General features: G+C 54.6%; 20 protein-coding genes and 2 pseudogenes. 13 read left to right on the forward strand and 9 right to left on the reverse strand.

The features are described 5' to 3' along the window. Positions 1 to 13: 13 nt before the first annotated feature. Positions 14 to 1018, forward strand: a complete 1005-nt coding sequence (locus ATI45_RS03920) for a zinc ABC transporter substrate-binding protein (RefSeq protein ID WP_098418365.1) — start codon at positions 14 to 16, stop codon at positions 1016 to 1018. Between the two features lie 24 nt (positions 1019 to 1042). Here the strand turns inward: ATI45_RS03920 and ATI45_RS03925 are convergent, their stop codons facing one another. After that, a complete protein-coding gene (locus ATI45_RS03925; RefSeq protein WP_098418366.1) occupies positions 1043 to 2305 on the reverse strand; it encodes a tyrosine-type recombinase/integrase in 1263 nt (420 codons plus the stop codon). Between the two features lie 316 nt (positions 2306 to 2621). On the opposite strand from ATI45_RS03925, the gene ATI45_RS03930 reads away from it, so the two are divergent. The 4 genes and pseudogenes from ATI45_RS03930 to ATI45_RS03945 form a co-directional block, all read left to right on the forward strand. Beyond that, positions 2622 to 3086: a hypothetical protein gene (locus ATI45_RS03930; RefSeq protein ID WP_098418367.1), complete on the forward strand. Its 465-nt coding sequence runs from the start codon at positions 2622 to 2624 to the stop codon at positions 3084 to 3086. Continuing rightward, positions 3083 to 3403, forward strand: a complete 321-nt coding sequence (gene tnpB / locus ATI45_RS03935) for an IS66 family insertion sequence element accessory protein TnpB (RefSeq protein ID WP_018405611.1) — start codon at positions 3083 to 3085, stop codon at positions 3401 to 3403. Before ATI45_RS03930 ends, tnpB begins: the two co-directional genes overlap by 4 nt. Then, complete coding sequence (gene tnpC, locus ATI45_RS03940) at positions 3378 to 5090, forward strand: IS66 family transposase (RefSeq protein ID WP_218926107.1); 1713 nt, start codon at positions 3378 to 3380, stop codon at positions 5088 to 5090. Before tnpB ends, tnpC begins: the two co-directional genes overlap by 26 nt. Before the next feature lie 65 nt (positions 5091 to 5155). Then, positions 5156 to 5608 (forward strand): annotated as a pseudogene (locus tag ATI45_RS03945) (Crp/Fnr family transcriptional regulator); the annotation flags it as partial. Positions 5609 to 5628: 20 nt separating this feature from the next. Here the strand turns inward: ATI45_RS03945 and ATI45_RS03950 are convergent. The 7 genes and pseudogenes from ATI45_RS03950 to ATI45_RS03980 all read right to left on the reverse strand — a co-directional run bounded on the left by ATI45_RS03950 (position 5629) and on the right by ATI45_RS03980 (position 11188). Further along, entirely contained in the window at positions 5629 to 6192 is a 564-nt protein-coding gene (locus tag ATI45_RS03950) for a YIP1 family protein (RefSeq protein WP_098418369.1), read from the reverse strand. Positions 6193 to 6430: 238 nt separating this feature from the next. After that, the gene (locus tag ATI45_RS03955; protein WP_098421641.1) at positions 6431 to 7141 is read right to left on the reverse strand and encodes an ABC transporter ATP-binding protein; all 711 of its coding nucleotides are present in this window, start codon (positions 7139 to 7141) and stop codon (positions 6431 to 6433) included. Between the two features lie 4 nt (positions 7142 to 7145). Beyond that, complete coding sequence (locus ATI45_RS03960) at positions 7146 to 8348, reverse strand: ABC transporter permease (RefSeq protein WP_098418370.1); 1203 nt, start codon at positions 8346 to 8348, stop codon at positions 7146 to 7148. After that, the gene (locus ATI45_RS03965) at positions 8345 to 9496 is read right to left on the reverse strand and encodes an efflux RND transporter periplasmic adaptor subunit (RefSeq protein WP_098418371.1); all 1152 of its coding nucleotides are present in this window, start codon (positions 9494 to 9496) and stop codon (positions 8345 to 8347) included. Before ATI45_RS03965 ends, ATI45_RS03960 begins: the two co-directional genes overlap by 4 nt. Beyond that, positions 9493 to 10101, reverse strand: a complete 609-nt coding sequence (locus tag ATI45_RS03970; protein WP_098418372.1) for a TetR/AcrR family transcriptional regulator — start codon at positions 10099 to 10101, stop codon at positions 9493 to 9495. The genes ATI45_RS03965 and ATI45_RS03970 overlap by 4 nt, the downstream gene beginning before the upstream one ends. A gap of 199 nt (positions 10102 to 10300) precedes the next feature. Continuing rightward, the gene (locus ATI45_RS03975; protein WP_143751126.1) at positions 10301 to 10618 is read right to left on the reverse strand and encodes a cytochrome P450; all 318 of its coding nucleotides are present in this window, start codon (positions 10616 to 10618) and stop codon (positions 10301 to 10303) included. 1 nt (position 10619) lies between these two features. Then, positions 10620 to 11188: pseudogene (locus ATI45_RS03980) on the reverse strand (transposase). Between the two features lie 309 nt (positions 11189 to 11497). Here ATI45_RS03980 and ATI45_RS03985 point away from each other — a divergent pair. The 8 genes from ATI45_RS03985 to erpA all read left to right on the forward strand — a co-directional run bounded on the left by ATI45_RS03985 (position 11498) and on the right by erpA (position 17024). After that, entirely contained in the window at positions 11498 to 11746 is a 249-nt protein-coding gene (locus tag ATI45_RS03985; RefSeq protein ID WP_098418373.1) for a BolA family protein, read from the forward strand. 17 nt (positions 11747 to 11763) lie between these two features. Beyond that, positions 11764 to 12081 (forward strand): Grx4 family monothiol glutaredoxin, encoded by a 318-nt coding sequence (gene grxD, locus ATI45_RS03990; protein WP_098418374.1) that lies wholly within the window; start codon positions 11764 to 11766, stop codon positions 12079 to 12081. Between the two features lie 35 nt (positions 12082 to 12116). Further along, positions 12117 to 12440 carry a rhodanese-like domain-containing protein gene (locus ATI45_RS03995; RefSeq protein WP_098421642.1) on the forward strand — a complete coding sequence of 108 codons (324 nt, stop codon included), beginning with the start codon at positions 12117 to 12119 and terminating at the stop codon, positions 12438 to 12440. Between the two features lie 132 nt (positions 12441 to 12572). After that, the gene (locus tag ATI45_RS23125) at positions 12573 to 13820 is read left to right on the forward strand and encodes a P-loop NTPase (protein WP_098418375.1); all 1248 of its coding nucleotides are present in this window, start codon (positions 12573 to 12575) and stop codon (positions 13818 to 13820) included. Further along, complete coding sequence (locus tag ATI45_RS04005; protein WP_228706191.1) at positions 13804 to 14448, forward strand: NifU family protein; 645 nt, start codon at positions 13804 to 13806, stop codon at positions 14446 to 14448. The genes ATI45_RS23125 and ATI45_RS04005 overlap by 17 nt, the downstream gene beginning before the upstream one ends. Continuing rightward, complete coding sequence (locus ATI45_RS04010) at positions 14445 to 16193, forward strand: protein adenylyltransferase SelO (RefSeq protein ID WP_098418376.1); 1749 nt, start codon at positions 14445 to 14447, stop codon at positions 16191 to 16193. The genes ATI45_RS04005 and ATI45_RS04010 overlap by 4 nt, the downstream gene beginning before the upstream one ends. Before the next feature lie 87 nt (positions 16194 to 16280). After that, entirely contained in the window at positions 16281 to 16631 is a 351-nt protein-coding gene (locus ATI45_RS04015) for a tetratricopeptide repeat protein (protein WP_098418377.1), read from the forward strand. A gap of 39 nt (positions 16632 to 16670) precedes the next feature. Beyond that, positions 16671 to 17024 carry an iron-sulfur cluster insertion protein ErpA gene (erpA, locus tag ATI45_RS04020; protein ID WP_098418378.1) on the forward strand — a complete coding sequence of 118 codons (354 nt, stop codon included), beginning with the start codon at positions 16671 to 16673 and terminating at the stop codon, positions 17022 to 17024. On the opposite strand, the gene idi is transcribed toward erpA, so the two are convergent. Next, on the reverse strand, positions 17017 to 17571 hold the full coding sequence (gene idi, locus ATI45_RS04025) for an isopentenyl-diphosphate Delta-isomerase (protein ID WP_098418379.1): 555 nt from the start codon (positions 17569 to 17571) through the stop codon (positions 17017 to 17019). The genes erpA and idi overlap by 8 nt on opposite strands. Between the last annotated feature and the right edge of the window lies 1 nt (position 17572).

The raw sequence follows: 17572 nt of genomic DNA on the forward strand, positions 1-17572 counted from the left end.
AGGCTGAAAAAGAATGAGAAAGCGCCAAAAATTAATGGCTACTGCGTTTATAGCGACCTTGCCGTTTAGTGCAAATGCTGTTCCCAATGTAGCGACCGATGTTACACCCATTCACTCACTGGTGTCGCAAGTCATGGCGGGAGTAGGCAAGCCGGATCTGCTTGTTCAGTCTGGCGCTTCGCCGCATAACTATTCGCTCAGCCCGTCGGAAGCTCAAGCATTACAGGAAGCGGACCTCGTGTTCTGGGTGGGTGAGGGCTTGACACCCTGGCTGGAAAGGTCTCTGGATAACCTGTCTCCCGATTCAAGGAAAGTCGAGTTGCTGGAGGTGGTGGGCACAACAACCTATGCCTTCAGAGAAGGAGCTACGTTCGACGCTCATGATGACAGCGATCATGACAAGGAAAAAGAGGATGGGCACGACGCTCATGATGACCTCCATCATGATGAGAAGACAGAGGATGATCATAATGAAGGCGATCATCATGAACACAGCGGTACGGACCCGCATGCGTGGTTAGATCCCGCCAACGGAAAGGTCTGGCTTGATGTGATAGCAGCGGCTCTGGCAGAAAAAGATCCTGAAAATGCTGCTCAGTATCTTGAAAATGCAGCGACGGGAAAAGCTGACATTGATGCCGCAGTCAGTCGTATTGAAATCACCATAGCTCAGCTCAAAAATAAACAATTCATTGTTTTTCATGATGCTTACCAATACTTTGAAAAACGCTTTGGCATTCCGGCAGCAGGGGCGATCTCGATCGGGGATGCATCAAAACCAAGCCCGGCCCGGATTGCAGAAATCAGGAAAGTTGTGACGGATTTAAACGTAAGCTGTGTGTTCACTGAGCCGCAATACAACCCAGGTATCGTTAAAGCGGTTTTTGGCGGAACGGGTGTTAATACGTCTGGAGTTATTGACCCATTAGGATCAGGCCTGGTTACCGGCGCCAACCTGTACCCTGACTTATTGATCGAGATCGCTGACGGCCTCCAATCATGCCTTGGAGAAAAGTAGGGGGTTACGAACCCTCAACTTGTCTCATACTTTCCGCTCGCGGCCTTCAAACCGCTTGCGGGCCTGATCCGAGTTAACGTAAACCGACTCGGTAAAAGCCGCGCTGGCATGGCCGAGTTCTTCGCTGATGTGGCGAATATCCGCGCCGGATTCGATGGCTTGGCTGGCGCCGGTGTGGCGCAGGTAGTGAGTTTCTGACCTTATAGCTTCAAGCTGTCTGGCTTCGTCGACAAAACCGGCTTCCTCCATGCGCGCAACAGCGAACATAACGGCCTGCTCGTAAATGCGTTGAACCTGACGTTTGCCCAGTGCTGTGCCATGGGTTGAGGGTAGAACAGGGTGGTGATCGCCCGGATCGGGCATAGGCGATAATAAGTCCAAGTAGGCGCGCCAACGTTTCAGGTAAGGCAGATAAGCATCGGGTAGAGTAACTGAACGGGCTTTATCGCCTTTACCAAACACAAAATACGACCAATATTGCTCGCCCTGAATAACTTTTCGACGGAAATCACCAAAAACCGGAATCCGTTCTGCGCCATCCTCCAGCGGACGCGGCGCCAACTCGCCAACCCGAAGAAACAACGATTTCATGGTTACGATCACAAACAAATGTCGTTCACATTTTGGGTTTTGATCTGCTTCGGTAACCAAGGTCTCTAGCAACCAGGACCACTGCCAATCGGTTAGCCGGCGCACAGCGACTTCGAGATCTTTGGCCAGTTGCGGTTTGGCGCGACGATCACGGCGGCGTAGATCGTTAAGCGGGTCTGTTAGCAGATATTGTTGGTAAACCAGATATTTAAAGAAGGTTTGTAAAGCAGTTCGGCTGGCGTTCAGGCTGGCTTGGCTGGCATTGTAAACGGCGTTTTCATCACTGGAGCGCAACGCGAACGGACGCCATTGCGGGTTTGGTAGGCGTAAACCGTTGGCATGGGTGAAAGCCGAAAATACGCCGCGGGCGATCCAGCTACGTGGTGGGTTCTTCAGGGTCTTGAAATACGCGGTTACAACATCAGCGTCGGTTTGCACCAGCGTGCGTTTGGTGGTTACCCAAAGATAATTCAAAAAACGCTGAACCTCACCGCGGAAGCGTGAAAAGGTTCCAGGCACATCGGCATATTTCATCAGAAATTGGCGACTGATTTCGTAATCATCGCGCAGTATGATCAAGGGCTGCGGTAAAGACGCCAAAAATGTCGGTATGGATGGGTGGCAATGAAAGTCGGAAAGATCTTCCAGGTAGTTTGCAGTATCGAACAGCGGCTGGCCGCTAAATGAAGTTGACACGTTAATCCTTTTAACCCTTGATTCAGTAGACAACCGCAGAAAGTACAAAATTTCTGAAACCACAAATCAACAGCTTGGGCTCGTAATTCCACGCAAAGTACTAAAGAGACTTAATGTGAATTCTAGTATACGGGATCCGTTTGAGTTTCCACACAAAGTACTGAATTCGTTGTATAGATTGTGAAATAAGCGGCGATAGCTTTTGGATGCAAACTTCACTCAGTTAACTAATATTTGGTGAGCTTACGGCAGCATAGCGCAACTTCCTGCTGAGCTTCTGATTCAATGAATGCCTCAACCCTATCAGGAGGCAGTCATGATTCCACTAACCCCCGTCAACGATACCGTTCAGCTCCAGAGGCGGCTCGATTCGCTGGCCGCAGACTTCACGCGCTGGCGTGCGCAACGACCACACCAGCGTGCGGCCGTGCCTCAGTCACTGCGCGACAGGGCCGTCGCGCTGGCACTGGCATCCTCGCGGGTCTGTGTCAGCAAGGCGCTCAGTATCAGCTACACCATGCTGAACACCTGGTCGCCGAAGTTGCAGGCGCAAGCAACGACACGTCGGGGCGCTGCTCCACAGACAGTGACACGCTCATGTGTATCAGCACCAACCTTCGTGCCGCTTGAACAGGCGATAGCCGAAACCGAAACCGATATCACTGTCCCAACCTTCACCCTCTCGACCTCATCAGGGCAACGGCTGACCATCGAAGGGGCCTGCAGTCCTGCTCAGGTGAGTGCGCTGGTACTGGCGCTCTGCGCCACGGCGGCCGCATGATCCTGCTGACCAGCTCGAGCCGCATCCTGCTGGCAGCGCAGCCGGCTGACTTTCGTCGCGGCATCGATGGCTTCGTGGCCCTGTGCCGTGATCAGCTCAGACAAGACCCCCGCGGTGATACCCGCTTCGTCTTCACCAACAAAAGCCGCACCATGGTCCGCGTGCTCTGCTATGACGGCAGCGGGTTCTGGCTCATGACCAAACGCCTCTCGCAAGGCCGCTTTACCCGCTGGCCGGCCGCAGGCAGTGCGCTGACCGTGCTGGAGGCGGCGCAGCTGCGGCAGTGGCTGCGTGGCCCTGTCGAGAAATTATCTTGAAAACGTTCGAAAACTCAGTAGGCTATGCCAACACCTTCAAACAGACTCACAACAGGAACAGATCATGGCTGCCAGTGCCACAACACTGACCGAAGCGCAGGTAGAAGCGCTGACCACGCGCGTGCAGCATGCGCTGGATCATGATCTGGCCCTACCACCTGAAGATGTCAGGCTGCTGCTCGATGCGCTGATGACGCTGGCGAAGCTGCAGGCTGGCATCAAGTCCAGGAGAGTCGGCCTGCACAAGCTGCGGAAGCTGGCCGGCCTGGTCGATGCTTCAGAAAAGCTCAGCAGTCTGCTGGGCACCGCCACTGGGAAGAGCGGATCACGCAAAGCCTCATCACGCAGTCCGGCCATCTCGGCCGAACCACCGGCTGTCGAGGCGGTGGCACCGACGGTCGAACATCATGCGCTCGAAGACGTCAGCAAGGGCGACGACTGCCCTGAATGCGAGGCCGGCAAGCTCTACAAGTACGATCCGGCCAGCTTCGTCCGCATTGAGAGTCAGCCACCGTTTAATGCCGTGCAGCACGTGGCCGAGCGCCTGCGCTGCAACGCCTGCGGTGTCTTCATCACGGCCACACTGCCAGACTCTGTTCTGCAGGACGGCGGGCGAGGCCAGAAGTACGGCTACGGCGCCAGAGCCCTGATGGCCATGAACAAGTACTTCGCCGGCCACCCGTTTTACCGTCAGGGCACCCTGAATCAGCTCCTGGGCGTGCCAATGACAGCCTCGACGATCTTCGATCAGTGCGAGCATCTGGCCAATGATCTCAAGCCGGTGCATGACACCCTGCTCAAGCTGGCCGCCGACGCCTGGCTGTATCATATCGACGATACCGGGAACCGGATACTGGATCAGAAGCCGGTCATGAAACGCAGTCGCCATGACGGCCGTGAGCGACTGCGCTCCGGCATTCATACCTCCGGCATGATTGCCGAGCAAGGTGACGGTCCGCCCCTGGTGCTGTACCAGACATCGCTCAGCCATGCCGGTGAATTACTGGACGATGTCCTGCGCCTGCGCAGTGACGGCAGCCCGCCGCCGCTGGTGATGAGTGATGCGCTCTCATCCAACCATGTCAGCCGCACCCCGCTGCGCATCGCCCTGTGCAATGCACACGGCCGGCGCAACTTTGCCGATCTGGTGGTGCACTTTCCTGAAGAGGCGGAGGCGGTACTGACGCGTTACCAGCTGATCTGGCAACACGACACTGAAGCGACTGAGCAGCAGATGACGGCCGCGCAGCGGCTGGCCCATCACCGCGAGCACTCACTCCCGGTGATGGAAGACATCCGCCGCTATGGCGCAGACCGGCTGGCTGCGAACGCGGCTGAAGCCAACAGCAGCTTTGGCCAGGCGGTCAACTACTTCAACAAACACTTCGACGGACTCAGCGCGTTCTGCCGCCAGGAGGGGGCACCGCTCGACAACAATCGCATGGAGCGTGGTCTCAAGCTGCCGATCCGCAATCGCAAGAACGCCATGTTCTTCAAGAGCGCCGCCGGTGCGGCCATCGCCGATGTCATCACCTCAGTGATTGCAACCTGTGCCGCAGCCGGGATCAATCCGCTGATTTACCTGCGCAGCGTCCAGCGCCATGCCAGCGAAGCCAGGAAAAACCCTGAAAGCTGGTTGCCGTGGACCTATCAAAGCCATAGCAGTCAAGACGTCAAGGCCGCCTGAGCACGCCATCCAGGTAGGTCTAGCACAAGCGTAGCGCGAAGTTGCGCTATGCTGCCGTAAGGTCACACCTAATTCAGCACGGGGTGGTGCGTATGTTCCGCCAAACCGTGGGTGGCAAGGTGGCCATTCATCACTTTTTCTCGGAAGGCGATATCATTTGGCCGGTATTCGGTCGCAGCCGCACAATGCGCAATACGCTATGCTTGAAAAGCAGCACGCCGGTTACGGCATGGGTGGCAGATTTCGCTGCATTCCGTTCAGCGATACAAAGTCACGGCGCGGTACAATGGCCGAAATTTGCTTTAGCGTTGACAGAAGAACTGGCCGAGTTGGCCAGCATGCGCGAGTTCCGCAAACACACCATGCCTGCCAACGAACGCTATTCGTTGGTGCAGGAAGAGTACCCAGAACTGACGAAGCTAGTGCCAGACAACCAATTAGCGGCCTGGCTTGGTGTTGTGCCCGCTACTTTTTCGCGCTTGAAAAGAGCAGCGTCTAACCGCCAAAAAAACGGCTGACGCCGACCATCACAACTGATTCAGAAAGCCCACACCATTACCATCAACAGCGCCCATGCCAAAAACGACGCTGCCATTATTGTGTAGGTTGCAGACATAGCCTCCACGTCGGTATCTGGGCGATGGCTTAAAGCTCGCAAGCCTTGGTAAATCAGTGTGCATGACAGCCCCATCGCAATAAGCACAACGACAACGCTAAATGCTAGAGAGGGGACTAGCAACGCCAGCGACGACAGCCATAGCGGCACGGGAGCAATCGCAGCTAACAAATAGGCGTCTTCGTAACTGATAGCCAGATCCTTACCCGCAACAACCGAGTGAATCAGCCAACCCATCACAAAAAACGTCAGCAGCTCGGCCAGAAACAGAATAGTGGTAATAAAGCGCCATTCTTTGCCGGCGAAACCAGCCATAAAGTGCTCGCCGTAATGCGTGCCGGCGTAATACAACAGAATCGGTGGCAGTAAAGACAGGGGTAAAACAAGGGCCCAGGCAATCAACGGAATGGATATCTGTCGGCGCTGCAATTCGGGCCAAGCGCCTTCACTGTGAAAGGGTAATTGCAAAAGCATGGTCAGGTTCATGACGTTTCTCCGGATTCTAGCATTACGTAGATGATGCATCTGACATACATTTAGATCCCAAAACCGACTGTCAGCAAGAAACTGGAGTGACCTAGATCAAGTCACTTATCTGAAAAGCCATTTCAATTCAGTTCCTAGGCCGCCCGCGCGGCGGCTCAGCATGACACCGGCGAAAGCGACAGTTCTGGGGCCACGCTCTGCATGGCAGTCGTCGAGTGAAAAACCAGTCGGCGGAGGCTTACTCGAACCCACGTCCTTCACCCGTTTCTTCGTGAGTGACGCCGTCCCGAATGTGGTAAATACGCTTGAACGTAGGAATGATTTTTTCGTCGTGGGTGACAACGATGATAGCCGTTTGGAACTTGCGTGCCATTTCGTTGAGGATCTTGATGACAGCCATGGCGCGCGGACTGTCAAGGGCGGCAGTTGGTTCGTCGGCCAGTATCACCGGCGGCTGGTTGACCAGCCCGCGTGCGATCGCTACCCGCTGTTGTTCGCCACCCGAAAGCTTCGATGGCATGGCGCGGGCTCGATGTTGCACGTCCAGCGCTGTGAGTAATTCCAGCGCCTTCGCACGCGCCTCGCCATTGGGTACACCTCTTAACATCGGCAGCAATGCCACGTTGTCAGTAACATCCAGAAACGGAATCAAATACGGTGCTTGAAACACATAACCGATTTTGTCACGGCGCAGAGCACGCAAATCCTGAACCTTCCAGCCATCGTCAAAAATGACCTGATCACCCAGAGTCATGCGTCCCGCCGTCGGGCTGATGACCGCACCCAGACATTTCAGCAAGGTACTCTTGCCGGAGCCGGAAGGCCCAATAAGGCCGACAACTTCTCCCGGAGCAACATGCATATCCACATGCTTTAACGCATCAACGGCGGTATCGCCCTTGCCATAACGCTTGCTCAACCCTTCAATACGGATGCCTTTTTCGCTCATTTTGTCACCCAATCGCTTCGGCCGGATCAACCTTCAGTGCTGCATAGATGGCGATAACGCTCGACAATACGCAGATCAACACAACCGCAATAAACCCGAATATCGAATCAAGGGGTTCAAGCAAGACATACTTGGGAAATATCGGCGCCATAAACAAGGTGGCGACAATTTTTCCCACCACGAACCCGATAACCCCGAGCGCAATCGCCTGCTGCAGAATCATTCCGGCGATGGTGCGGTTGCGGGTGCCGATCAGTTTGAGTACGGCGATCTCGCGGATTTTTCCGAGTGTCAGTGTGTAGATAATAAAAGCCACGATAGCCGCACTGACCATCGATAGAATCACCAGAAACATACCGATCTGTTTTGCGGAGGTGGCGATCAATTTGCCTACAAGGATCTCTTCCATCTGCGCGCGGGTGTAAACCGTTAGCCGCTTCCAGCGGCGGATCGATTCGGCCACATCGTCATGGCTATAGCCGTCTTCGATCTGGACTAGAACCGCGTTTACATAGGTGTTGGTGGTTTGCAAATCGATAACGGCGCCAAGTAAATCCGGACTACCAGGCTTGTTAAATGCAGGGTTGGCCTCAGTTCGACGCCGGCTTTGCAGAATGGCGTCGTTGTCTTTCAGAAACTGTGCTTCTTGCGCATCCTTTAGCGGAATAAAAATCATGGGGTCGCCGCCAGACGAGACCATGCGACGGGTGAGGCCGACAACGGTGTAGTGGTTACGGCGTATCTGCAGGCGATCACCAAGCTCAAAACCGCTTGCGATATCGGCGACGGCTTCGTAATGGCTACGAGTGATCTGACGACCCGCAACAAGATACGGCGGCCAGCCTGGGGTACCGGGCTCGCCAGCCGTTATGCCGGCGATCATTGCCCGCACATCGCGCTCACCTTGGCGTACCTGCATGGTCAGGTAAGTAACATTGGCTGTTCGTGCCACACCGGGCATACCACGGATACCGCGCCAGGTATCCTGATAGATACTCGACGGTTCTGCATAAGGGCCCAGGGTATCCTTTTGCACCACCCAAAGATCTGCACTGCTGTTATCCAGCAACACTTTGGCGTCGTCGATCATGCCACGGTAGATTCCGGCCATAGACAGTGTCACACCGATCAGCAGACCAAGGCCCACCCCGGTAAAAACGAACTTTCCCCACGCCTGAAGAATGTCGCGACCGGCCAAGCTAATCATTTGGACACCCCTGGAATGCGGTCAACCACCTCGATGCGACTGCGCGAGGTCAGCGCTTGTTCGCTGTAGAGCACAATTTGGTCTCCTTCTTTAATTCCCTTCCGGACTTGAACAGAGCCATCCAGGTCTGTAACACCCAAGGTGACCGGAGTTAAACGCAACTCATCATCCACGATTTGCCAAACGCCGACGCTATTGCCGTCGCGTCGAATCGCAGCGTTGGAAATGGTCGGCGCGACGGGAAGGGCAGGGAGATCAACCGTGACTTCGGCTAACTCGCCTAACGGCGGCAAAGGCTGGGGGAGTTCATCAAAGACCACTTTCGCGAGCATTTCCTCGGTTACCGCATCGGCTTTTAATTCAACGCGCAACACACCGCCGCTCAGCGTTTGGCCGCTACGTGAACGCAAAACAATGCGTGCGGGTAGATCTTTGGCCAGCCCCGCTGCGCTAATCTGATCGAAGCGCACATTGACCCAAACACTTTCGGGATCGATGAGTTCCAGTACAGCCTGGCCGGCAACTACCGTGGTGCCTGGCTCGGTGTCCCGAGAGGCGACCACACCATCGTGCGGTGCGATCAGCTGTAGATTTTTTTGCTGCGTCACCAGAGCCTCTTGATCTGACCGAATACGGGCGAGGTTTTCGTAAGCAGCGGAAAGGCTGGCGGCGGCTATCGCCAGTTCCTGTTGTTTGGTGTTAAGAGTTTCATCGCTGGTTGATCCCGCAGCGAACAATCGTTTATATCGACCCACCTGGGTCTGCGCATAGGTTTGCCGGGCCTGGGCCTCGCGCAACGCGGCTGTGGCTCCTCTAAAGGCCGCTTGTTGCGAGCGCAGCCGGTCATCCAGATCGACCGGGTCCATCTCGCCGAGCACTTGACCAGCCGTTACTTGGTCGCCTACATGCACCTCAAGGTTTTTGACGCGCCCGGCGAACGTTGGCCCGATTTTGTAGGTGTAGCGCGCCTCAACTGTGCCTATACCGAACAGCGCCGGCGTAATCGCACGCGATTCCACGGTCATCACCGTTACAGCAACCGGTGCCAGTGGACCAGAGCGCAATCCGACGTAAACGAAGAGTGCAAGCAATGGAACGATAACGGCTAGCAGGGCCAAGGTACGGCCCTGAATAGGTAGGTGTTTCATAAATCAGTCCCGATACCGCGCCGATAAATTGCAAACACTCGTGGCGCATCGTGGCGTATGCGTTGCACATCGCCAGTCAGCAGCGATTGCATAACCAGGCCCTGAATCGTGCCTATAAAAAGCGTGCTCGCCGCTTCGCTGTCTAAAGAGGAACTCAATTCACCATTCGATTTACCCTTCTCAATAAGATGATTCAAGCGTTCGCCATAGCGTTGGATCAAGGTTTGCACCATACGCTTGGCAGGAGTTGACTCTGCTCTTTGAAGCTCGCCAAACAGCATCCTGGGCACGCCAGGATGTTCGGCCACGAATTCGACATGAGTCATGAAAATCGCCTCCATTGCGGCCAAAGGCGAATCGATTCCGTGTACAGAGCGGTCGATTCGATTCAGCAGACGCTCTGCCACCCATTCCATCACCGACTGCCAGATGGCTTCCTTGTTCGGGAAATGTCGAAACAGCGCGCCTTGGGTTAGATTCATGTGCTTGGCGATAGCAGCGGTTGTTATCTCGACAGGATTCTGTAACGCGGCGAGCTGAATTACAGACTCGACGGTCGCGAGCCGGCGTGCGTCGGCCGAAAGTTTTTTTGGGCGCTCATTCATTGTGGCCTCCAGATAAGAAAGAAAGTAATTAATTACTATCTTATCTGGAGGCCTTGAAACAAGCTATACAAACTTTAATTTAAGGCTGTGTAGGTCTGGATTTCAGGCCGGCGCCATGAATCGTCTTGATGGTGGTTATTTTCGTCATAAACACAGTCTTTTAGCTCAGCGCAGAGCGCATCCAGGCGCTTTACAATCCTTATTTTTTTCCAATAATCATCGGTAAATAATTGAAACCGCCGGTTGGGAAAACGGCACGTTCAGGTAGTTCATGGGGCGCGAATTCCAGGGTATCGATACCGCGAAGAAATTCCTCAATCAAAATCCTGAGTTCCATCCTGGCCAGAGGTGCACCAGGGCAAATATGAATACCTGCACCATAAAGCAAATTCTGGCCACGGTTCTTCTCGGGACAAAAACCATCCGGATCGCCGAATACTCCTTCGTCACGATTGGCGGATGCCCACAGAACGGTGACTTTCTCGCCGGCGGGAATCTTTCTAGAGGCTGTTGACAATTCACATCGGCAGCCAGAGAAATGCGCAAGCTAATAACACGAATCTCTCATAATGACGAGTCAGTTTGTCATATCGGGTGGCGACGGCCCGATAATGCTTGAGTCTGGCAAACGCATTCTCGACCAGGTGTCTGAGCTTATACAAATGCCAGTCGAGCCCCCTGTTTCCCTTATCGAGTTTTTCCTTCTGGGGATAATAACGCTCATTTCGAGGGCTTCTGCCTTGTCACGTATTATCTGGCTGTCGTAGCCACCAGCGGCTCCGGCACTGTGCTGGTGTGCTTTCACATAACTGCCATCAATGAAGACCCATTCCAGATCGGAATCTGTTTTCAGCACGTTGAAGAGCTTTTTCCAGATGCCTTTTTTCGACCAGTAATTGAAGGTTTTGTAGACAGAATTCCATTTTCCGAAGTGGCCTGGCAGATCTCTCCAGGGCACACCGGTCCGCATTCTGAACAGAATGCCTTCGACTGTTTTGCGCAAACCTGCCTTGTTATACAGACTGAATTGAAGCAATATTTCTCTTAGCCTGGACCACAGCTTCTCTGTGAGCATGTATCTGGGCATTGCGGGCTCGTATGATTGTTGTTTCGGAACTTCATTATACGAGCTTGCTCTTATCTTTCAAAGGCTTACGAGCAATTTTCAACAGATCCTAGGGTTTCGATGTTTCTTATTGTCTGTGAAGCCGTATCCCGGGCCCAAGTGATAGACCAAATCTGCGATCGCACGACTGTCCAAATTCAACCCCCTTTCATTAGGTTTTGAAAGTCGCGTTTTTAAACTATCTTGACAATATTATAGTTTCGGAACGATACTATAATCCTGCCGTATTGGTGAAGGTCATTAGGCCTTGGTAACCCTTGGGAGGACAAAATGCTGACAGCGAATAATCTAAGAGACTACATCATGAATGGCCTGACCTGCGATCATGTGGAAGTGCAGGGCGATGACGGTCAGCACTTCGAAGCAGTCATCGTGAGCCAGCAATTTGCCGGCAAAAATAAGATACAGCAGCATCAACTGGTTTATCTGGCACTCGGAGATCGGATGGGCTCGGAGATTCATGCGCTGGCAATGCGCACTTTTACGCCCCAAACCTGGGCGCAACCAGGCACCAAATAGCTTCGGAGAAATCAGAAATGAACGTACAGGAAAAAATTCTCAGTCAGGTCACAGCTGATACCGTTGTGCTCTATATGAAAGGCAAGCCCCAGTCTCCGCTGTGTGGTTTTTCTGCTACGACTGTGCAGGTATTAAATGCCTGCGGCGTGCAGGATTTTGCTGCTGTCGATGTGCTAGCCGATCCGGAAATCCGCGATGGTATCAAGGTATACAGCAACTGGCCGACCATTCCTCAGCTCTACATCAAGGGCGAGTTTGTCGGTGGTGCCGATATTGTGCGTGAAATGTATGAGCAAGGTGAACTGCAGAAATTGCTCCAATCAGCGCTGGCTTGATGACATTGAAACCGGTGAGGGGCGGGATCCCAACGATGCAAAGCTTGACTGCACCAGAACTGGCCGCATGGATCGAGAATGCGGCGCGCCCGAACCCCGTATTACTCGACGTACGTGAGCCGTGGGAATTTCAGATCTGTCATATTAGCGGTGCGTTGACGATGCCTATGAATACCATCCTTGACAAGTTCTCCGAACTGGACGCGGAGCATTCGATTGTCTGCATCTGCCACCACGGCGTGCGTAGTATGCAAGTCGGGTTGTTTTTAAAAAAGCATGGTATTAGCCACGTTAGCAACCTTACAGGTGGCGTTCATGCCTGGGCTCTGCAAGTCGACGGCACGATGCCGACCTATTGAGCTTCAGGTTTATCGACTTTCGCAAAAATGATGGTAGGCAATAAGCGTATGAATTGGGATTGGTTGTTATTTTGGCGGCAGAGATCAAAGCCACGTTCTCCCCCGTTAATTGAAAACACAAGGAACTTAACCATGCAGACCACTGACCGTAATCAATCTCACGCGCCTGACGCGTCATCCGGCTCGGCCGATAACTCGGATAAGCTGCCGGGGATACGCCATATCATTGCCGTCGGAAGCGGCAAGGGCGGCGTCGGAAAATCCACGGTAAGTGTGAATTTAGCGCTGGCACTGCAGCAGCTTGGGGCGCGTGTCGGAATCGTAGACGCCGACATTCTTGGCCCCAGTATCCCCGGTATGCTCGGCATCGCAACCGGTGAGAAGCCAGCGACGACCCAGAGTGGCAAGATGATCCCGGCGCAACAGCACGGTCTGAAGGTAGTGTCGATGGCCATGCTCACCGAAGATGACCAGCCAGCTGTTTTACGCGGGCCGATGGTAGGAAAATACCTGAAGATGTTCGTTGACGGCGTGCAATGGGGATCGCTGGACTACCTGATTCTTGACCTTCCACCCGGCACAGGCGACGTCCAGTTGACGCTGGCACAGAGTATGCCGCTGTCGGGTGTGGTGATCGTAACGACACCTCAGGCCGTTAGCCTCAAGATCGCCCGCCGAGGCTTGCGGATGTTCGAGAAGGTGCAGGTCAAGATTCTTGGGCTCGTCGAGAACATGCGCACCTTTACCTGTCCTCACTGCGGCGAGAACACGGATATCTTCCGTCACGGCGGTGGCGAGCAGATGAGCGAGGAGCTTGGCGTCCCGTTTCTGGGTGCCTTACCTCTCGATGCCGATGTTGTTACCAGCGGTGATGAAGGTCGCCCGATAGTGGCGGAACAGCCAGCGTCGGTCAGCGCCAAGGTGTATGCCTCCATTGCGACGGCGCTTGTAGAGCAGCTCAACGCGTCGGTCACGGTGCTGAAACCGTTTGTCTGGAAGTGGGACAGTAACGAGGGAGCCCCGGACTGGGCGGAAGATGCGGCGCGGCCTGCTGGATCACAAAACACCCCGATCGGTTTACTGCGTCGCGATCCGCGCACGTTATCCGTTCTCTGGGAGGATGGTCATCGCGATGACTTTGACGTCCGCGACCTGCGCCTGGCATGTCATTGCGCTCTTTGCGTCGAGGAAATGAGCGGACGCAAGTTACTCGATCCAAAGACAATACGCCATGATGTGGCGCCGCGACAGATCGTGAGCATAGGTAACTACGCCATCAAATTCGATTGGAACGACGGCCATAACAGCGGAATATATACGTTTAACAACCTGCGTGCCTTGGGTGCCAGCGCTGCAGCGAGCGATGTTGAAAATGTCTGATGTCCTGCTTGCGGATCAGCCGGTCAGTATTCGCGCCGAGTCTTCGCTCGCTGACCCCGACACGTGTAAGTTCATCGTGAGCCGTAGCTTGCACCCCGGCGGCTCGTTCTTTTTTGGCAACAAAGAACGAGCCGTTGGTTCACCGCTCGGCGAGCAACTGTTCGCACTCCTTGGCGTGGCCAATCTGCTCATTGCCGATAACGTAGTGACCGTGTGCAAAGAGCCAGCCGCCTCGTGGTCAGGGCTCAAAGCAGCTATCGGAATGGCCATCCGTACGCAGCTGCGTACGGGCGTGCCGGCGGTCCTGGAAATGTCTGTTCATAACGGCGTGCAAGGAAGGTCCGATGCAGAGCTTACGGCGGCTGTTCAGGAGCTTCTGGACAAAGAGGTCAATCGTTCGATCGCTAACCACGGCGGAAAAATTTCTATTGTGGAGGTCCGGCAAGGGAAGCTTTCCATCACCATGAGTGGCGGCTGCCAGGGATGCGCTTCCTCTCAGGTGACGCTGAGGCAGGGATTCGAAGTCATGCTCAAAAGAGTCGCCCCAGAAATCGATGAGATTATTGATGTGACCGACCACGCAGCGGGAAAGCAGCCTTTCTACCCGCGCCATCAGGAGCCCTTATGATAAAGTGTCCACCCCAGGAAACCGCCCCTATGGTTGCAACCCTCGACGATCTCGCAACCTTGGCAAACTATTCGCTCATGGATTCCCTCAACTGCGACCCTGACGCCAAAGCGAACGGAGTTGACCACGCCCCGCGGCAAGTCTTCTCGGGCCACTATGTTCCTGTTAATCCTACGCCCATCGAAAACCCCGAGTACGTCGCCCACAGCCAAAACCTGTTTCGCGAACTGGGCTTCGCCGACAGCATGGCGCAGTCGGCCGACTTCGTTCGCATGTTTTCCGGCGACCTTGAGAACGTCCCTGAGCCGATGCGCAAGGTCGGTTGGGCGTGTGGCTATGCACTGTCCATCTATGGCACTGAATACACCCACCAATGCCCGTTCCAAACCGGCAACGGGTACGGCGACGGGCGCGCCATGTCCGTGCTTGAAGCCGTCATCAACGGTCAGCGTTGGGAAATGCAGCTTAAGGGTGGCGGCCGCACGCCATACTGCCGCGGCGCGGACGGCCGGGCCGTTCTGCGGTCCAGTGTTCGGGAGTTTCTGGCGCAGGAGCACATGCACGCGCTTGGGGTGCCAACATCGCGTTCGCTGAGTTTGTACGTGTCGAAAACAGAGAAGGTCAGGCGGCCTTGGTATTCGGAGGGCTCACATTCAAGAGATCCGGACGCGCTGGTATCCGACGCCGTCGCCATCTCGACGCGTGTTGCACCGTCGTTCATTCGGGTTGGTCAACTGGAGCTCTTCGCCCGCCGTGCCCGCAAGAAGGAACACCCGCAAGCGATGGAGGAGCTCGAAAAGATTGTGTTGCACCTGATCGATCGTGAGTACAGTGACGTCATCGACCAGAACCTCGCAACAGCCGAGAAAGCGGTATTGCTTGCGCGGGAGTTCCGCAGCCGACTCACATCCCTTGTGGCGAACTGGATTCGCGTTGGCTACTGCCAGGGTAATTTCAACAGTGACAACTGCGCCGCCGGCGGTTTCACACTCGACTACGGTCCCTTCGGATTCTGTGATGTGTTTGATCCGCAGTTCCAGCCATGGACGGGTGGCGGACATCACTTCTCGTTTCTGAACCAACCAATGGCGGCAGAGCGCAATTTTCACACGTTTTGTTCGGCGTTGCGCCCGCTGCTAACGGCGAAACAGGACTGCCTGCTTCAGCTCGACGAGATTCAACGTGATTTTTCAAAGGTAATGCACGCGCAGATGGAAAAGATGTGGGCTGCCAAACTCGGACTTGCCACTTTTCACGCGGCCTTGTTCAGTGAGCTCGCCACGCTTATGGTGCAAACGCCTGTTGATTACACCCTGTTCTTTCGCCAGCTCTCAACGGTGCCAGACGACATTAGCCCGCTCAAAAAAAGCTTCTACAAAAGCTCAGCGTATAAATCAGACCCCGCAGGCATGGACCAGCGCTGGTCGGAGTGGCTCACAAAATGGAAATCGCTTGCCGGCATCGGCAGCGCGACCGGCGAAAATGCGACTTCGCCCCGCTCTCGTGAAAATCTTGCTAGCCAGATGAAACTCGTCAACCCGAAATACAGTTTGCGGGAGTGGTTCGTTGTGCCTGCGTATCAGCAAGCAGCTGCCGGTAACTACTCTCTAGTGCGAGAACTGCAGGAAGTCATGACGCAGCCATACGCCGAGCAATCGAAAGACGTAGAGGAGAAATACTATCGGCTGAAGCCGTTGGAGTGCTTCGACGTTGGCGGGTCGTCGTACTACAGCTGCTCGTCATGACCCAAAAAGTAACGGTAAAGTTGATCGAAAACCACCTGAGTGCAGACGTTATGAAGCGTGACGAAAAGATTGATAGGAGCCATGGGTATGGCTGATCAACTCAACGAAAAAAGAGCGTTTTTGACATGGGAAGAATCGGTTGTGGCCTTACAAACCGATGCTGAACAGGGCTCCGCCCGCGCGCAACGTTTATTGGCGATGCGATACTTGCGCGGCCGTGGAGTGCCTAAAGATGAGACCATTGCTTTTTATTGGATGCAGCTCGCCGCACAACAAAATTTTGCCTTGGCACATCGCAGTCTGGGCGAGCTTTACGAAAATGGCTCGGGTACCGCGCAGGACATTACCCTGGCGGCCCATTGGTATCGTCTTGCAGCAGAGCAGGGCGATCCCATCGCTCAAAAACATTTGCAACGTTTAGCACAGCCAAACACGTGATGTAAAAACCGTCAAATATTAAAGTACCCGGAGGCAATTTTGAGCATAGTTCAGGAACACACGATAACCCCGCTGTTTCTCAGTGAAAGTGCCGTGTCCAAAGTACGTGAATTAGCCGAAGAAGAAGGCAACGAGAACCTGAAGCTTCGGGTGTTCGTAACCGGGGGCGGCTGCTCTGGATTTCAGTACGGCTTCTCGTTCGATAAGGTGCAAGATGATGAAGACGCGGTGATTCAAAAAGACGGCATGAGTCTGCTGGTCGACCCGATGAGCTATCAGTATCTTGTGGGCGCAATGGTCGATTATCAGGAGGGGCTACAAGGAGCCCAGTTTGTTGTGCAGAACCCGAACGCCAGCTCAACCTGTGGTTGCGGCAGTTCGTTCACTATCTAGTGTCGATATGGTTGCGCCCCTGGTCCATCAGTTCCTTCCATTCCATCTTGAACCAAGGTGTGTACTTGGATGGCGCGTCTTCGAGCTCGCGAGTCACTTCTTCCATGGGCACCCAGCGCCAGTCGGTGATTTCAGCCGGGTGCACCCGGGCCTCGCCGCCCGATGAGCCGATGTATACGTGGCACAATTCGTGCTCCGCACCGCGATCACCGAAATCGGTTTGGTAGATAAACTTATAAACGAATGTCAGCGACGCTTCCAGCCCCAGTTCTTCCCGTAGACGGCGGTGAAGCGCCTGGTCCATCGTTTCACCGCGTCGGGGATGCGAACAGCAGCTGTTGGACCAGTACAGCGGCCAGAGCGGTTTGCCCGCCGCACGCTGCTGCAGAAGCACCCGGCCCTGTTTGTCGAACAGGAAAATCGAGAACGCCCGGTGCAGGGTTCCATGGCCTTCGTGGCAGTCGCTCTTTGAGCGATAGCCAACTTCGTTGTCATCTTCATCAACGAGTATCAGGGGCTCGTCATCGAACGATACTTTTTCGTGCATA

The sequence above is a fragment of the Marinobacter sp. LV10MA510-1 genome (genome assembly GCF_002563885.1).
In the GTDB taxonomy this organism is placed as follows: Bacteria; Pseudomonadota; Gammaproteobacteria; order Pseudomonadales; family Oleiphilaceae; genus Marinobacter.

Bases quoted from the DNA above. Each gene is read 5' to 3' on its own strand.
- ATI45_RS03920 (WP_098418365.1), top strand. From the start codon at position 14: ATGAGAAAGCGCCAAAAATTAATGGCTACTGCGTTTATAGCGACCTTG.
- ATI45_RS03930 (WP_098418367.1), top strand. From the start codon at position 2,622: ATGATTCCACTAACCCCCGTCAACGATACCGTTCAGCTCCAGAGGCGG.
- tnpB (WP_018405611.1), top strand. From the start codon at position 3,083: ATGATCCTGCTGACCAGCTCGAGCCGCATCCTGCTGGCAGCGCAGCCG.
- ATI45_RS03950 (WP_098418369.1), bottom strand. From the start codon at position 6,192: ATGAACCTGACCATGCTTTTGCAATTACCCTTTCACAGTGAAGGCGCT.
- ATI45_RS03955 (WP_098421641.1), bottom strand. From the start codon at position 7,141: ATGAGCGAAAAAGGCATCCGTATTGAAGGGTTGAGCAAGCGTTATGGC.
- ATI45_RS03960 (WP_098418370.1), bottom strand. From the start codon at position 8,348: ATGATTAGCTTGGCCGGTCGCGACATTCTTCAGGCGTGGGGAAAGTTC.
- ATI45_RS03965 (WP_098418371.1), bottom strand. From the start codon at position 9,496: ATGAAACACCTACCTATTCAGGGCCGTACCTTGGCCCTGCTAGCCGTT.
- ATI45_RS03970 (WP_098418372.1), bottom strand. From the start codon at position 10,101: ATGAATGAGCGCCCAAAAAAACTTTCGGCCGACGCACGCCGGCTCGCG.
- ATI45_RS03985 (WP_098418373.1), top strand. From the start codon at position 11,498: ATGCTGACAGCGAATAATCTAAGAGACTACATCATGAATGGCCTGACC.
- grxD (WP_098418374.1), top strand. From the start codon at position 11,764: ATGAACGTACAGGAAAAAATTCTCAGTCAGGTCACAGCTGATACCGTT.
- ATI45_RS03995 (WP_098421642.1), top strand. From the start codon at position 12,117: ATGCAAAGCTTGACTGCACCAGAACTGGCCGCATGGATCGAGAATGCG.
- ATI45_RS23125 (WP_098418375.1), top strand. From the start codon at position 12,573: ATGCAGACCACTGACCGTAATCAATCTCACGCGCCTGACGCGTCATCC.
- ATI45_RS04005 (WP_228706191.1), top strand. From the start codon at position 13,804: ATGTTGAAAATGTCTGATGTCCTGCTTGCGGATCAGCCGGTCAGTATT.
- ATI45_RS04010 (WP_098418376.1), top strand. From the start codon at position 14,445: ATGATAAAGTGTCCACCCCAGGAAACCGCCCCTATGGTTGCAACCCTC.
- ATI45_RS04015 (WP_098418377.1), top strand. From the start codon at position 16,281: ATGGCTGATCAACTCAACGAAAAAAGAGCGTTTTTGACATGGGAAGAA.
- idi (WP_098418379.1), bottom strand. From the start codon at position 17,571: ATGCACGAAAAAGTATCGTTCGATGACGAGCCCCTGATACTCGTTGAT.